9 protein-coding genes are annotated in these 16,214 nt (G+C 63.3%); 6 read left to right on the plus strand and 3 right to left on the minus strand.

Features of this window, described 5'->3' with window-relative positions:
* The first annotated feature begins 275 nt into the window (after positions 1-275).
* Complete coding sequence (locus C8J98_RS17575) at positions 276-1,877, plus strand: ExeA family protein (RefSeq protein WP_107914491.1); 1,602 nt, start codon at positions 276-278, stop codon at positions 1,875-1,877.
* 2 nt (positions 1,878-1,879) lie between these two features.
* Positions 1,880-2,563, plus strand: coding sequence for a rhomboid family intramembrane serine protease (locus tag C8J98_RS17580; protein WP_107914492.1), 684 nt, complete (start codon positions 1,880-1,882; stop codon positions 2,561-2,563).
* Here the strand turns inward: C8J98_RS17580 and C8J98_RS17585 are convergent.
* Positions 2,552-3,292 carry a glutamine amidotransferase gene (locus C8J98_RS17585; RefSeq protein WP_107914493.1) on the minus strand — a complete coding sequence of 247 codons (741 nt, stop codon included), beginning with the start codon at positions 3,290-3,292 and terminating at the stop codon, positions 2,552-2,554. The two genes, C8J98_RS17580 and C8J98_RS17585, sit on opposite strands and share 12 nt — an antisense overlap.
* Complete coding sequence (locus C8J98_RS17590) at positions 3,289-5,106, minus strand: GspE/PulE family protein (RefSeq protein WP_107914494.1); 1,818 nt, start codon at positions 5,104-5,106, stop codon at positions 3,289-3,291. The genes C8J98_RS17585 and C8J98_RS17590 overlap by 4 nt, the downstream gene beginning before the upstream one ends.
* A 65-nt stretch (positions 5,107-5,171) precedes the next feature.
* Between C8J98_RS17590 and glyQ the strand changes: the two genes are divergently transcribed.
* Together glyQ and glyS are read left to right on the plus strand one after the other, a co-directional pair.
* Entirely contained in the window at positions 5,172-6,086 is a 915-nt protein-coding gene (gene glyQ / locus C8J98_RS17595) for a glycine--tRNA ligase subunit alpha (protein WP_107914495.1), read from the plus strand.
* Positions 6,076-8,220, plus strand: coding sequence for a glycine--tRNA ligase subunit beta (gene glyS / locus C8J98_RS17600; protein ID WP_107914496.1), 2,145 nt, complete (start codon positions 6,076-6,078; stop codon positions 8,218-8,220). Before glyQ ends, glyS begins: the two co-directional genes overlap by 11 nt.
* Positions 8,221-8,229: 9 nt before the next feature.
* Here glyS and C8J98_RS17605 read toward each other — a convergent pair whose 3' ends face one another.
* Entirely contained in the window at positions 8,230-8,835 is a 606-nt protein-coding gene (locus C8J98_RS17605; RefSeq protein WP_146171663.1) for a helix-turn-helix transcriptional regulator, read from the minus strand.
* Positions 8,836-9,413: 578 nt separating this feature from the next.
* Between C8J98_RS17605 and C8J98_RS17610 the strand changes: the two genes are divergently transcribed.
* Complete coding sequence (locus tag C8J98_RS17610; protein WP_107914498.1) at positions 9,414-12,455, plus strand: TonB-dependent receptor; 3,042 nt, start codon at positions 9,414-9,416, stop codon at positions 12,453-12,455.
* A gap of 574 nt (positions 12,456-13,029) precedes the next feature.
* Complete coding sequence (locus tag C8J98_RS17615; protein ID WP_107914499.1) at positions 13,030-16,083, plus strand: TonB-dependent receptor; 3,054 nt, start codon at positions 13,030-13,032, stop codon at positions 16,081-16,083.
* Positions 16,084-16,214 lie beyond the last annotated feature (131 nt).

Below are 16,214 nucleotides of genomic sequence, written 5' to 3' on the forward strand. Positions count from 1 at the left end.
ATGGTAGTGTGGCTCAAGCCATGCAAGAGTAGGTCACCGCCAGGGGCCTTATACCGGAACAACCCGTCTTCGAAAGAAGGCGGGTTTTTCTTTGCCTGCGATTCCTGTGGGAGCCGATTTATCGGCGATCCCGCGGTAGCGGGCCAGCTCATCGCCACCTGCCTTTCGCCGATGAATCGGCTCCTACATAGAGCCCGATCCACAGTTACGGCGGGGTTACCGCAACCTGGCTATCGCCGCTGAAGCGGCTCCCACAATCGGCTACATTAGGGTCCATGTACCTACAGACCTTCGGGCTGCGCGAGCTGCCATTTGGCGACGCACCGGATCCGCGCTTTGCCTGCCTGTTCGGACGCGAACGGGACATCCTCGCGCATGTCGAATACGAACTGACTTCCACTGCCTCCAGCGTCACCCTGGTGACGGGCGAGGCTGGCGTCGGCAAGAGTCTGCTTTGCATGCTGGTGGAGGCGGATGCGCCGAACCACGGCGTCCGCGCCGTGCGTCAGGGCGCCGGCGACTATGCACTGGAAACCGTGGCCTGGTTGCGCGCCATGTACGCCGGTTTCGGTTTGCCGCTGCCCTTGAGCGCCGAGGCCAATACGGAAGATCACCTGGTCGATGGACTCGCGGCTGGCCTGGGGCGCATCTCCCAGCACGGGAATCACCGGTACCTGCTGATCCTCGACGACGCCGACCAGCTCGCGGACGACGACCTGGCGATCGTCGAGCGTCTTCTCCTTGCTTGCGAGAACGTCGACGCCCCGTTTCACATCCTGCTTGCCGGACTGCCGGCATTACGGGAGCGCCTGTCAGGTCCGTCGGCCCCCTCGATCGCGGCGCATGTGCGCAGTCGATTGCCGATGCCTGTGCTGAGCGCGGAAGAGAGCGAGCGCTATGTCCGTCATCGTCTCCACGTGGCGGGTACGGCACGCATGCCCTTCAGCCGACTGGGCTTGCGCACGCTTCGCGACGATGGGAAGGGCAATCCACGTCGGCTCAACGCCCTGGCACATCGTGCCCTCGAGCGCGCGGCCGAACGGGGCGAGCAATCGATCGGTGAAAGGGCGCTGGGTTTCGTCGCCCGCGAGGTGTTGCCACAACATGCCAGGTACTGGCTGCGCCGTTACCGCAAGCCCCTTCTCGCCGTCGGTGCCATGCTGGCCATTCTGTTTGTTGGCGGCGCGGCAACCTGGTTCCTTTCCGGGCGCAGTCCATCGCGGCCGAAGAACCTGGTGACCGTCACCCCCGAACAAGCACTCGCCAAACTGAGCGAGGCCTTGCCCGCACCGGACATTGGAAAAGTCAGGGTGTGGGGCGAGTTGCTCGCGCGCTGGCAGGTCGGATCCAAAGACACTTCGGTCGCCAATGCGATCAACTGCGATGCGCTCATATTCCCTGGCTTCGCCTGCGTCAGCGGACGCGGCTCGCTGGACCAGCTGCGCCGTTTCGACCGCCCCATCGTGCTCGAGCTCGACGACGCCCACGCCAAACAGCAGGTGCTTCTGGTGGGCGCGGGCGACCAGGCGGTCCGTCTGTATCTTGGCGGTAAATACGTCGAACTAACCCGCGACGTCTTCGAACATGTGTGGAACGGGCGTTTCTACGCCGTGTTCCGTGTCGACGCCAGCATGCCGGGAAAACTTGCCCGCGGCGATGCCGGCGACGGCATGCGTTGGCTGCTTACTCGTCTCCCGCCGGACGCAGGTCCCGCCGCTGCGGTACCGACCGGTTTCGACCGGACGGTCGAGGCCCGGGTGCGCAGCCTCCAGCAGCGTTTCGGTATCGCGGCCGACGGCGTCGTCGGTCCGGAAACGATGTTCGCCCTGTCGTCGCTGGAAGCCGAAGGCCCGCATCTCGCTCGCGGCGTGCCTTGAGCATGTTCGTTCACGTCGATACGCGCCGGCGTTCGCGACTGTGCTGGGCAACGATCCTCATCGTCATCGTGTGCGTCGTCTGCTTCGTCGCGCTGGCTCTGAGTGGCTATGACGAACGCCAGGCAATCATGCGGCGATGGGGTACCGTCCCCGCACACCTGTTCAGCACCGGCTTGCCGCTTTGGCAACAGATCAGTGATCCTGCGCTGCTTCGGCTGTTCACCGCGATCTTCATTCACGGCGGCTGGCTGCACCTGCTAAGCAACCTGCTCTTCCTCGTCATTTTCAGCCTGCCGGCCGAACGAAGCCTGGGTTCTCCCCGCTTCCTGTTGCTCTTCCTGCTCGGCGGGGTGGTGGCAAACCTGATTGGTGCGATTTCGCTGACCGGGGCGGGTGTGCCGATCATCGGCTGTAGCGGCGCCGTCTCGGCCGTGGTGGGCGCTTATGTGACGCTGTTCCCGCGGGCAAAGCTTGGCCTCGTGCTTCCGCTGGGCCTCTTCCTTGAATTCGTACGCGTGCCGGCCTTCCTGCTCATCGGCATATGGGCACTGGTGCAGCTGCTTTTCAGCGTCGCGGGCGCAAGCTATGGCGCCGTCGTGTGGTGGACCCACATTGGCGGATTTGTTTTCGGCATCGTCTTCGCGTTCTTCTCGCGCGGGGCTATCGTGCGCCGTTTACGCGGCTGACATCGCGCGCGGTGCATGCAGATGTTCGCGGACGAAGTGGCGCAGCAGCATCGTTGCCACGGGCGTCGCCACGACCGAAGCGAGCATGGCGTCAGGCGCCTGGCCTTCCTCACGAAGCACGTCGTGCTTGCGCCGGATGTAGGCACGCATCACTTCGGCGGAAAACTCGGGGTGGAACTGCGTGCTGATCGCGTTCTTCCCGTAACGGACCAGATGGTGAGGATCGCGTTCCGATCGAGCCAGCGCGATGGCTCCCGGAGGGAGTTCCATCACACTCTGTTCGTGGGTGGCATGCGCGTGGAAGCGCTCCGGCAACGATGAGCCGAGCGTGTCGTCACCGGCGTATTCCCGCGCCGTCGCGAGGCTTACCGTACCCATTTCACGGCCACCCGGGAGGTAATCCACGCGACCACCGAGGGCGTGCGACATCAGCTGGTGCCCATAGCACACACCCAGAAGTGGCAGGTCGACATCCATTGCGTCCCGGATCCAACCCGCTGTGCGCTCACTCCACGGCAGGCGCTCGGTCACCATCGAAGCGGAACCGGTAATCACCGCGCCGGCGCATTCATCAGGATCGGGAAGGCGGTCACCTTGCTCGACATCGACAATACGCAGCCGTGGCGTGGGCAGGCGAAGGCCGAGACGGAACCAGCGGGGAAAGTCGCCGTGGCGTGCACTGATGACGTCCGGTGCGCGACCCGTGCGTACGATGAGAAGAGGCTTCATGAGGAAATCGTATCGTCGATATCGGTGGGCGGAAGTACGTTGAGCACTTCGCGCGCCGTTGTCACTCCCGCGGCGACTTGCGCCGCGGCCGAAATACGCAGGGGTTTCATGCCGTCGCGCAGTGCGGCGGCGCCCAGGCGCGACAGATCCAGCTCGGCGGAGATGAGCCCGCGTAACCGCGACGATACGGGCATCATTTCGTAGATGCCGGTACGGCCGAGAAAACCGGTCTTGCGACACTCCAGGCAACCTACCGCTTCAAACACCTGCTCTGGCACGGGAATGTCCCAACCGTGCGTCACTGCGCGCCATTCATCGATATTCTGGGTGGTTGCCCGCTTGCAGTGCGGGCATAGCGTACGCACCAGACGCTGGGCGACCACGCCGGTCAGCGTGGATTGAATCAGGTAGTGGGGCACGCCCAGGTCGAGCAAACGGGTAATGGCGCTCGGCGAGTCGTTGGTATGCAGCGTCGACAGCACCAGATGCCCCGTGAGCGATGCCTGCACTGCCATCTGCGCGGTTTCGAGGTCGCGAATCTCGCCGATCATGATGATGTCCGGATCCTGTCGTAACAGGGTGCGGACGCCTGCGGCGAAGTCCAGATCGATCGAGGTTTGCACCTGCATCTGGTTCAGTTCCGGCGAGACCATTTCGATCGGGTCTTCTACCGTGCACACGTTGAGTTCGGGCTTGGCCAGATGCTTGAGCGTCGAATAAAGCGTGGTGGTCTTGCCCGAGCCAGTCGGACCGGTAACCAGCACGATGCCATGCGGTCGCTCGACCATGCCGCGCCAGAGCAAGCCCTCCTCCTCGGAGAAACCCAGCTGCGCGAAATCCTTCATGACCAGGTCGGGATCGAAGATACGCATGACGATCTTCTCGCCGAACGCCGTGGGCATGCTCGAGATACGAAGCTCGACTTCGCGGCCGCCGGCGGAGCGCGTCTTGATGCGGCCATCCTGCGGCCGGCGTTTTTCGGCCACATCCATGCGGGCGAGGATCTTGATGCGAGAGGTGACCGCGGTCATCACCGGCGGCGGCAGTTCGAAGACTTTCTGCATCACGCCATCGATGCGGAAGCGCATCTGCCCGGCATCGCGACGCGGCTCGAGGTGGATGTCCGAGGCGCGCTGTTCGAACGCGTACTGCAGCAGCCAGTCGACAATGTGCACGACATGCCGGTCGTCCGCGCCGAGCTCACCGCCTTTACCCAGCTCAACCAGCTGCTCGAAGTTGATGATCTTCGAGGTGTCGCCGATGCCCTTGGCATCCTGGGCGAGCTGGATCGACCGCTGCACGCCGTAGAATTCCTGCAGGTAACGGTTGATGTCGATCGGGCTGGAGACGACGCGGTGAACGTCGCGGCGAATCATATGGGCGAGGTCGGTGGCCCAGCCGGTATCGAACGGCTCCGCCGTGGCGAACACCACTTCACTGGACGAAGCCGACACTGGCAGGATGCGATGCCGTTGCGCGTACGCGCTGCTGACCACCTGGGTGACCTGGGCCACGTTGACTTTCATGGGGTCGATCTTGAGGTAAGGCAGGTCGGCCTTGCCGGCAAGCCACTCCATGAGACCTTCCAGGCTCAGCGGGCGGCCCGCGTCACGGCGGTTCTCCGCTTTCGCATTGGCGATGACCACGAGGGGGTGCAGCTCAATGGCGGTTTTGCCGCTCCTCGAGCCCATGCGAACGCGCTTGGCGTCTTCCCCGGTCAGGTGTCCGTCGACCACGAGGGAGGCCAGCACCTCGTCGAGTTCCAGGCGGCCACGGCGTCCGAGCAGTGCGCCGTGTTGCGGATTGGCTACCATCACTTGCGACCCTGTGTGAATCCCACGCCGCTATACTAGCCCGCTTTATCAAGGACTCGGGAACCATGTCCGCGCCCACTTTCCAAGACGTGATCCAGACCCTGAACCGCTATTGGGCGGAGCAGGGCTGCGTGCTGGTCCAGCCTCTCGATACCGAGGTGGGTGCGGGTACGTTCCACCCGGCTACCTTTCTTCGTGCGCTCGGACCCGAGCCCTGGGCTGCCGCCTACGTGCAGCCCTGCCGTCGCCCGACGGATGGCCGCTATGGCGACAATCCCAATCGTCTGCAGCACTACTACCAGTACCAGGTGGTGCTCAAGCCGAACCCGGACGACATCCTCGAGCGCTACATCGGTTCGCTGAAGGCGCTGGGCATCGATCCGCTGGTCCACGACCTGCGCTTCGTCGAAGACAACTGGGAATCGCCGACCCTGGGCGCCTGGGGGCTGGGTTGGGAAGTCTGGCTGAACGGGATGGAGGTGACACAGTTCACTTACTTCCAGCAGGCCGGCGGGCTCGAATGCCGTCCCGTCACCGGCGAGATCACCTACGGTCTCGAGCGCCTGGTGATGTATCTGCAGAACGTCGACAGCATCTACGACATCGTCTGGACGCACGCCCCACATGGCGTGGTCACCTATGGCGATGTGTTCCACCAGAACGAGGTGGAGCAGAGCACTTACAACTTCGAATACGCCAATGTGCCCGAACTGTTCCACTGGTTCGACGTGTGCGAGGGCGAAGCGGCCAAGCTGATCGCCGCGGGCCTGCCATTGCCGGGCTACGAGCAGGTCTGCAAGGCCAGCCATGCGTTCAACTTGCTGGACGCGCGCCGCGCCATCAGCGTGACCGAGCGCCAGCGCTACATCCTGCGCGTGCGCACTCTGGCGCGTGCCGTGGCCGAAGCCTACGTCGCACAGCGCGAGAAGCTCGGTTTTCCCGGCCTGAAGAAAGACAAGGAGGCCGTCCATGGCCGATAAGCGCTTGCCGCTCGTCATCGAGCTAGGCACCGAAGAGCTGCCGCCGAAGGCACTGGACGATCTCGCTGCGGCGTTCGCGCGCGGCGTCATCGAAGGCCTGGAGAAGCGCGGCGTGGCCGCCGACTACGGTTCCGCCAAGGCCTACGCGTCACCGCGCCGTCTCGCCGTGCATATCGCCGGCGTGGCCATGGCCCAGCCCGAGCAGACCATCGAACGCCGCGGCCCGGCCGTGTCCGCCAGCCTCGGCGCCGATGGCGAGCCGGGCAAGGCCCTGGTCGGCTTCGCGCAGTCCTGCGGCGTCGAGGTGTCGGCGCTGGAAAAACTCGAGACCGACAAGGGCGCCTGGTTCGTCTTCCGGGCCGTGAAGCCCGGGCAGCCGACCGCCGCGCTGTTGCCCGAGATCGTCACGGAGGCGTTGAAGTCCCTGCCGATCCCGAAGGCCATGCGTTGGGGCAATCGCGAAGACAGCTTCGTACGCCCGGTCCACACCCTATTGATGCTGCACGGCGCCGATATCGTCGATGGGCAGATCCTCGGCCTGACGAGCGGCCGGCTGAGCCATGGCCACCGTTTCCATCATCCCAAGCCGATCCACGTCGCAGACGCGGACAGCTGGCTGGATGCACTGCGCCACGCCCATGTCCTGGCCGACCCCGCCGAGCGTCGCCAGCGCGTGCGCGACGAAGTCGCCCGCGTGGCCACCGGCGGTGTGCCGCGTCTGTCGGACAGCCTGCTCGGTGAGATCGCCAACCTCACGGAATGGCCGGTTGCCATCGCCTGCACCTTCGAACGCGCCTTCCTCGACGTGCCGCCGGAGGCCCTGGTCACCACGATGGAGACCAACCAGAAGTTCGTGCCGGTTTTCGACGCAGACGGCTGGCTTACCGAGCATTTCATCGGTGTGGCCAACATAGAGAGCAAGGATCCGGCGGAAATCCGCAAGGGTTATGAGCGGGTCATCCGTCCCCGCTTCGCCGACGCCAAGTTCTTCTGGGACGAAGACCTCAAGTCACCGTTGGCCGACTACCAGGAAGGCCTGAAGAACGTCACTTACCAGCAATCGCTGGGCAGCCTCTGGGACAAGACCGTTCGTGTGGCCGAACTGGCCCGCGTGATAGCCAACCGCGTCGATGTGGATGCCGGACAGGCCACGCACGCCGCGGCTCTGTCCAAGTGCGACCTGCTCACCCGCATGGTCGGTGAATTTCCCGAGCTGCAGGGCGTGATGGGTCGCTACTACGCCTCGCGGCAGGGCATCGACGCGAACGTGGCCGACGCGCTGGACAGCTTCTACCAGCCGCGCTTCGGTGGCGACGCCATTGCCGCGGGCAAGGTGGGACAGGTGCTCGCCGTGGCCGAACGTCTCGACACGCTGGCAGGCATCTTCGCCGTGGGCATGAAGCCCAGCGGCAACAAGGATCCTTTTGCCCTGCGCCGCGCCGCGCTGGGCCTGGCCCGCACCCTGATTGAAGGCGGGCTGGACATCGAGCTGCGCGCCGCGCTGACCGAGGCCCTGGAAATGATTCCGGAAACGGCCCTGCTGGCAGGCGTGAAGCCGGGCAAGGACGGCAAGGTTCCGGTGGTCGACCTCGGCGCGCGCCGTCGCGAACTGGGCGACGAGGTTCAGGGCTTCGTGCTCGAGCGCCTTCGCGGCTATTACGCCGACCAGGGTTTTTCGACGGACCAGTTCGAAGCCGTGCTTGCCGTTGCTCCGGCGACCCTTCCCGATTTCGATCGACGCCTTCGTGCCGTGGGTGAGTTCGCGCGCCGCGACGAGGCCGCGAGCCTGGCCGCGGCGAACAAGCGCGTGGCCAACATCCTGCGCAAGCAGGCCGAAGAGGCTGATGCCGCGCCCATTCCGGCGACGGTCGATACCGCGCACTTCGAGTTCGACGCCGAGCGTGAACTACACGACGCGCTGGCTGCTGCTCGCACGGAATCGCAGGGGCTGCTTGCGGCCGGTGACTACACCGGCACGCTTGCTCGCCTGGCGGCGCTTCAGGCGCCGGTGGACCGGTTCTTCGACGACGTGCTCGTCAACGCCGAGAATCCGGCGGTGCGCGCCAATCGCCTCGCGCTGCTCGCACAGCTGAAAGCGACCTTCGGCGCCATCGCCGATATTTCCCGCCTCTGATCGGACAAATCAGGCGGCGGCCTTATCGTCCTGGACGCGCGCCATCAGGGTGCGGCGGAACGCGATCATGCGATCGGCGTAGTCGCCCTCGTTCGAGCGCGCGAGGATCGAATACATCTCGGCGACCAGGTCGGCGTGGCGCACCGGGGAGAAGCGGCTTCCGGTCATCTCGATGTCCGACTGCAGGAGCTTCATAGCCGCCGCCAGGCGCGATGCGTCGAGGACGGTCGCCGACGGGGCGTGGGCCTCGTGGCTGCCTTCGCGTCCGCGGATCGACTCCGTCGTCTCGGTGCGGGCCGCCGGGTCGTCGCCCGAGCCGTCCAGCATCATCGGGCCTTCGCCTGCGGCCAGCCACACCAGCGACAGGCCCAGCGTCTTGGCCATCGTCACGCAGCGACCGCGCGACGGGTCTGTATTGCCGTCGCGCCAACTGCGCACGACACCTTCCGAGAACCCGCAGCGGCGGGCGATCTCACTGACGCTACCCGAGATCTTGATGACCGCGCGAACGCGGCTGGCGAATGAAGAGGCCGGCACGCTGGCATCTCCACGGCTGTTATCCAGGCCACCCATGGCGGCGTCTGCCAGGATCGATCCCCTCGAATTGTCATTCATGCGCATGGAACCTCGTTGTTTTCTACAGGCCGCCCCCCGGCGATTTCGCGAACAAACGCGCGAACCTCGCAATCGGTGTACAGCGATTGCCCTTCGAAAGCCTTTCGGCTGAGAAGTTTCGTAAGTTCAAGGGAGCCTACGTCGCTTCATGAATGCCCCGCAAGCCGCGCCACCCCTTGTGTGGACGATCCACGGCCTCTCGTAATGCGGCAATTTTGATAGGAATCTTTCCTAGGCCGAAGTCCTAGTGAAAACCGCCGTGAACGAACGAGCCCGTGTAACTCGCTGGCAGATCGCAAGATTTTTCTATGTGGCGGTGCTGTCGCGTAAGTTATTGCTATGACATGTATACGGAATGTAAAAAAATTGCATTGATTACTCGTGAAACCTTACGTATATGTGTCTCATCGCCTTTACAGGTGATGTTACGGGGACGTGATAGCTGGTTGAATCACGTTGTTTACTGGGGGAATTTTACTGTCGATTCAAACGAGAGCCTGGCGCATGCCGGGCCGGGATCGGCTTGTCGCTAATCGCATATTTTTGCGATTGCGGATTTTAACGGGGAGAGGCATTCAATGAATTCGCGTCAATACCGCGCAGCGTCACTGGGACGTCGCACCGCGCTTGCCCTGGCCATCGGCCTGGGTTCCGTGTCGGGTGCTGTTTTCGCCCAGTCGACTACCGGCTCCATCTTCGGCCAGGCTCCTGAAGGCGCCGGCCAGACGATCACCGTCACCAGTGACACCGGCGTCAGCCGCACGGTCAACGTGGATTCGGCGGGTCGTTACACGGTCGGCTCGCTGCCGCTGGGTAACTACAAAGTCACCCTGAACCGCGACGGTGCCGCCGTCGACTCGCGTTCGAACGTCACCCTGCGTGTCGGCTCTGGTACGGAAGTCGCCTTCGCTGGCGCTACTGCTGCCTCGCAGTCGACCAGCCTCGAAGGCGTCACCGTTTCGGCCAACGCCCTGCCGTCGATCGACGTCAGCGCGGTCGACTCGCGTACCGTCATCACCTCCGAGCAGCTAGCCAAGCTGCCGCTGGCGCGCACCGCGGAAGCGATCGCCCTGCTGGCACCGGGCGCCGTTGGCGGTAGCTCATTCTTCACCGGTCCGACCGGTAACGCCCTGGTCTCCATCGCCGGTTCGGCCGTCACCGAGAACGCGTACTACATCAACGGCTTCAACACCACGGATCCGCTCAGCGGCTTCGGCGGCATCACGCTGCCTTACGGTGCGATCGACCAGCAGGAAATCCTCGCCGGCGGTTACGGCGCGGCCTATGGTCGTTCGGCTGGCGGCGTGATCAGCCAGGTCGGTAAACGCGGCACGAACGAGTGGCATTTCGGTGCCCAGGTCCTCTGGGAGCCGAAGGGCACCAAGGCCGACCAGTTCAACTATTACCGTCAGGTCGGCGCGCAGGCCGGTCAGCTCTATGACGAGAACCGCGGTGACAAGAACTGGCGCACCACGTACGCCGCCTATGCCGGTGGCCCGCTGATCAAGGACACCCTGTACGTCTTCGTCGCCGCCGAGCAGGAGCGTCGCGAAGGTGAGGTGACCGGCAGTGTCGCCGCGCCGTTCGTCTACCACCGGACCTACAAGAACCCGAAGCTGTACGGCAAGATCGACTGGAACATTACCGACAGCAACATTCTTGAAATCACCGGTGCGTCGAACAAGCAGGAATACAACGCGCCGTTCTACAAGTACTCGTACGCGACCAAGACCCAGGGCGACTATGTCGGTCAGGACGTCGCGGGCAATCCGTTGAACAAGTCCGGCGCCGACCTGTACACGGCCAAGTTCACCAGCTACATCACCGACGACATCACGCTGACTGCTCTTTACGGCAAGATGAAGGGCACGTACTACACCGCACCGGGTGGCGACGTGTCGCAGCCTGCGATTCTGACCCCGCAGTTCCAGAATCCGGCGTTCACGCCGGGCGGCCTGATCACCAACGGCAACCCGAGCGCCCAGGTCAACGACCCGGACCACAAGTCGACCAATACGAACCTTCGCATCGACCTGAGCTGGCACATCGGCGATCACACCGTCATCGCCGGTATGGACAACCAGAATGTTCGTGACAACCACGATGGCGTGACCACGTCCGGTCCCGGGTATGCCTGGGAATACAACAAGGGTGCTGCGAACACGCCGATCATCGGCACACTGCCGACCGATTCCGCGTACGTCGCTGCGCCGGGCGGACAGGGCTACTACGTCGCTCGCTACGTCTATGGCACGCAGGCCTCGGTCCGTACCAAGCAGCGCGCGCAGTACATCGAAGACAGCTGGCAGGTGAATGATCGCTGGATGGTGAAGGCCGGTATTCGTAACGACCAGTTCACCAACTACAACCAGGGCGGCGAAGCGTACCTCCGTCTGACCAAGCCCCAGTGGGCCCCGCGCCTGGGCGTCAGCTGGGACGTCAACGGCGACTCCAGCCTGAAGATCTACGCCAACGCGGGTCGTTACTACCTCGCGCTGCCGTCGACCGTCGCGCTGCGCTCGGCCGGTTCTTCGCTCTACACCCGCGAGTACTTCACCTACACAGGCATCGACGCTAACGGCATCCCGCAGGGCCTGGCCCCGATCGCCAGCAGCACCGGTGGCCCGATTTCGACCAATCGTGAGTACGGCATTCCGCGCGACCCGAAGACGGCGGCCTCGAAGGACATCAAGTCGGAATACCAGGATGAGTTCATCCTCGGCTTCGACGCCCAGGCATGGGCTGGCTGGACCTATGGTGCCAAGGCCACGGTCCGCAAGCTGCGTAACTCGATCGACGACGTCGGCGACGGCGATGCCATCGTCAACGCGGCCATTGCGTCGGGTATCGATCCGGACACCATTGGTGCCATCCAGGGCAGCTACCTGTTCAACCCGGGTCGCGCCAACACGTTCGTCATCCCGAACACCAATGGCGGCTACTACGACGTCAAGGTGACCAACGACGACTTCGGCTTCCCGAAGTCCAAGCGTAACTACTACGGTCTGGAGCTGTATCTCGACCACGCCTGGGACGGCAAGTACCAGGTGAAGTTCGACTACCTGTATTCGAAGAGCTACGGCAACTCGGAAGGCCAGGTGCGTTCGGACATCGGTCAGGTCGACGTCTCGGCGACGGTCGACTGGGATTACTCCTATGTCATGCAGTACGCCGGCGGCGAGCTCGCCAACAGCCGCAAGCACCAGTTCAAGGTGTATGGCTCGTACCAGATCGCTCCGGAATGGCTGGCCTCGGCCAACGTCCTGGTCGCGTCGGGTTCCCCGATCAGCTGCCTCGGTGGCTACGGCACCGCGCAGAATGCTCCGGGACTCGGCTACGCCTCGGTCTACCACTGGTGCGGTGGCGTGCCGTCGCGTCCTGGCGATGCCGGTCACACCCCGTGGCTGTACACCCTCACCGGCAGCATCGAGTACCGTCCGGATTGGGCCGACAAGAAGCTTGCCTTCAATGTCACGGTCTTCAATATCCTCGACCAGCGTAAGGAAACGCAGCTGTATACGCGTTACGGCACGTCGGCTGCGGTGAACCCGCGCTATGACGTCCCCTACTACCAGACGACGCCGCGTTACGCCCGTTTCGGTATTTCCTACGACTTCTGATGACGGCGCCGCCAGGGCCATCCACCCTGGCGGCATCAGCCTCAACAGAACAAATCGCAAAATCAGAACAAGGCATCCACGGACCGGAACGCCAAGCGTCTCCCCAGATGCCACCGGGTCTCCCCGGTGGCCTTTTTGTGCCCGATGCCTGATGGATCAGGTATGCCATGACATCTTGTTGCTTAGCCCGGAGCCTCTTCCGTGGGCTCTTCTTGCTAAGAATCTTTCCTAGGCCACATTCCGGGGTTTCGCCGAGACGCACGCAACATTTACGTAACCCATTGGCGGCAGACAAGTTATTTTTGGCCGTTAATAGTGCCGCGTAATATGTTGTTGCGACATGTAAGTCGAATGTAAAAATTTCGCATTGATTACCCGTGAAACCTTACGTATATGTGTCTCATCGCCTTTACGGGCGGTGTTTCGGGGAGCGTGATCGCTGGTTGGATCTCGTTGTTTCAAGGTGACTTTTACTGCCGATTCAAAAGAAAGCCTGGCGTACGCCGGGCCGGGGTCGGCTTGTCGCTAATCGCATATTTTTGCGATAGCGGATTTTAACGGGGAGAGGCATTCAATGAATTCGCGTCAATACCGCGCAGCGTCACTGGGACGTCGCACCGCGCTTGCCCTGGCCATCGGCCTGGGTTCCGTGTCGGGTGCTGTTTTCGCCCAGGCGACTACCGGCTCCATCTTCGGCCAGGCTCCAGAAGGCGCCGGCCAGACCGTCACCGTCACCAGCGACACCGGCGTCAGCCGTACGGTCAATGTTGATTCGGCGGGTCGTTACACGGTCGGCTCACTGCCGCTGGGTAACTACAAAGTCACCCTGAACCGCGACGGTGCCGCCGTCGACTCGCGTTCGAACGTCACCCTGCGTGTCGGCTCCGGTACGGAAGTCGCCTTCGCCGGCGCTACTGCCGCTGCCACTCAGTCGACCAGCCTCGAAGGCGTCACCGTTTCGGCCAACGCCCTGCCGTCGATCGACGTCAGCGCGGTCGACTCGCGCACCGTCATTACCGCAGAGCAGCTGGCCAAGCTGCCGCTGGCGCGCACCGCGGAAGCGATCGCCCTGCTGGCACCGGGCGCCGTTGCCGGTAGCTCGTTCTTCACCGGTCCGACCGGTAACGCCCTGGTCTCCATCGCTGGCTCGGCCGTCACCGAGAACGCGTACTACATCAACGGTTTCAACACCACGGATCCGCTCAGCGGCTTCGGCGGCATCACCCTGCCTTACGGCGCGATCGACCAGCAGGAAATCCTCGCCGGCGGTTACGGCGCGGCCTACGGTCGTTCCTCGGGTGGTGTCATCAGCCAGGTCGGTAAGCGTGGTACGAACGAATGGCATTTCGGTGCCCAGGTCCTCTGGGAGCCGAAGGGCACCAAGGCTGACCCGTCCAACTACTACAGCACGGTCGGTTCGAACGCTGGCAACATCTATGACCGTAACGACCGGGACAAGTCCTGGCGCACCACGTACTCCGCGTACGCCGGCGGCCCGCTGATCAAGGACACCCTGTACATCTTCCTCGCCGCCGAGCAGGAGCGTCGCGAGGGTGAAGTGACCGGCAGCATCGCTGCGCCGTTCACCTATCAGCAGACCTACAAGAACCCGAAGCTGTACGGCAAGATCGACTGGAACATCACCGACAGCAACATTCTTGAAATCACCGGTGCGTCGAACAAGCAGGAATACAACGCACCGATCTACGACTACGACTACGACACCGGCTACAAGGGTGCTTACGTCGGTCAGGACGTCGCAGGCGTGCCGCTGAACAAGTCCGGCGCCGACCTGTACACGGCCAAGTTCACCAGCTACATCACCGACGACATCACGCTGACCGCGTTGTACGGCAAGATGAAGGGTAAGTACTTCACCGCTCCGGGCGGCGACAACACGGTGCCCTCGATCCTGGGCGCTACCGATGAGAACCCGGCCTACACGCCGAACGGCTTCATCACCAATGGCAACCCGGCTGCGCAGGTCAACAACCCGGACCACAAGTCGACCAACACGAACCTGCGTATCGACCTGAGCTGGCACATCGGCGACCACACCATCGTCGCCGGTATGGATAACCAGACGGTTCGTGACACGGACGACGGCGTCAGCACCTCGGGTCCGGGCTATGCCTGGGAATACGCCCAGGGTGACGCCGCCACGCCGATCATCGGTACGCTTCCGACTGACGCGTCGTACGTCGCACCGCCGCCGGGCGATGGCTACTACGTTGCGCAGTACAAGTACAACACCGCCGCCTCGGTCCGGACGACGCAGCGTGCCCAGTACATCGAAGATACGTGGCAGGTGAACGACCGCTGGCTGGTGAAGGTCGGTCTTCGTAACGACCAGTTCACCAACTACAACCAGGACGGCGACCCGTACCTGCGCCTGAAGAAGCCGCAGTGGGCTCCGCGCCTGGGCGTCAGCTGGGACGTCAACGGCGACTCCAGCCTGAAGATCTACGCCAACGCGGGTCGCTACTACCTCGCGCTGCCGGCAACGGTCGCGTTGCGTTCGGCAGGTGCCTCGCTCTACACCCGCGAGTACTTCACCTACACGGGCATCGACGGCCAGGGTATTCCGCAGGGCCTGGCCCCGATCTTCAGCAGCACCGGTGGCCCGATCTCGGCTAACAGCGAGTACGGCATTCCGCGCGACCCGAAGACGGCCGCCGGCACCGACATCAAGTCGCAGTACCAGGATGAATTCATCCTCGGCTTCGACGCCCAGGCATGGGCTGGCTGGACCTATGGTGCCAAGGCCACGGTCCGCAAGCTGCGCAACTCGATCGACGACGTCGGTGACGGCCAGGCGATCGAAGACAAGATGGTTGCCACGGGTATCGATCCGGACACGATCGGCGCTATCCAGGGTAGCTACCTGTTCAACCCGGGTCGCGCCAACACGTTCCTGATTCCGAACACGAATGGCGGTTATTACAGCGTCGAGATGACCAACGACGACTTCCACATGCCGCATTCGAAGCGTAATTACTACGGCCTCGACCTGTACCTCGACCACGCCTGGGACGGCAAGTACCAGGTCAAGTTCGACTACCTGTATTCGAAGAGCTACGGCAACTCGGAAGGCCAGGTGCGTTCGGACATCCGTCAGGACACGGTCTCGGCCACGGTCGACTGGGATTACTGGCAGGTCATGCAGTACGCCGGTGGCGAACTGGCTAACAGCCGCAAGCATCAGCTGAAGATCTACGGCTCGTACCAGCTGGCTCCGGAATGGATGGTCTCGGCCAACATACTGATCGCCTCGGGTACGCCGAAAAGCTGCCTCGGTTACTTCGGTCCGGACCAGACGAACCCGAGCCTCGGCTACGGCTCGTACTACCACTGGTGCGCAGGCGAGGTCTCACGTCCGGGTGACGCAGGCCACAACCCGTGGACCTACATCGTCACGGGCTCGGTGGAATATCGTCCGGAGTGGGCCGACAAGAAGCTGGCTTTCAACGTGACCGTGTTCAACCTGCTCAACCAGCGCGAGCGTACGCAGACTTACCCGCTGCTGGGTAGCACTCTCGCCGCGGCCGGTCCGAATACACGCTACGGCGTGCCGCTCTACCAGACCACGCCGCGTTATGCGCGCTTTGGTATCAGCTACGACTTCTGATGCAGGTGCCGCCGGGGCGATCCACCCCGGCGGCGTTAACCTGCACAGAACAAAGCGAACAATCAGAACAAAGCATCCACGGATGGAACGCAAGCACCTCCCCAGATGCCACCGGGTCTCCCGGTGGCCTT

It is taken from the genome of Luteibacter sp. OK325 (assembly GCF_003050935.1).
Lineage (GTDB): Bacteria > Pseudomonadota > Gammaproteobacteria > Xanthomonadales > Rhodanobacteraceae > Luteibacter.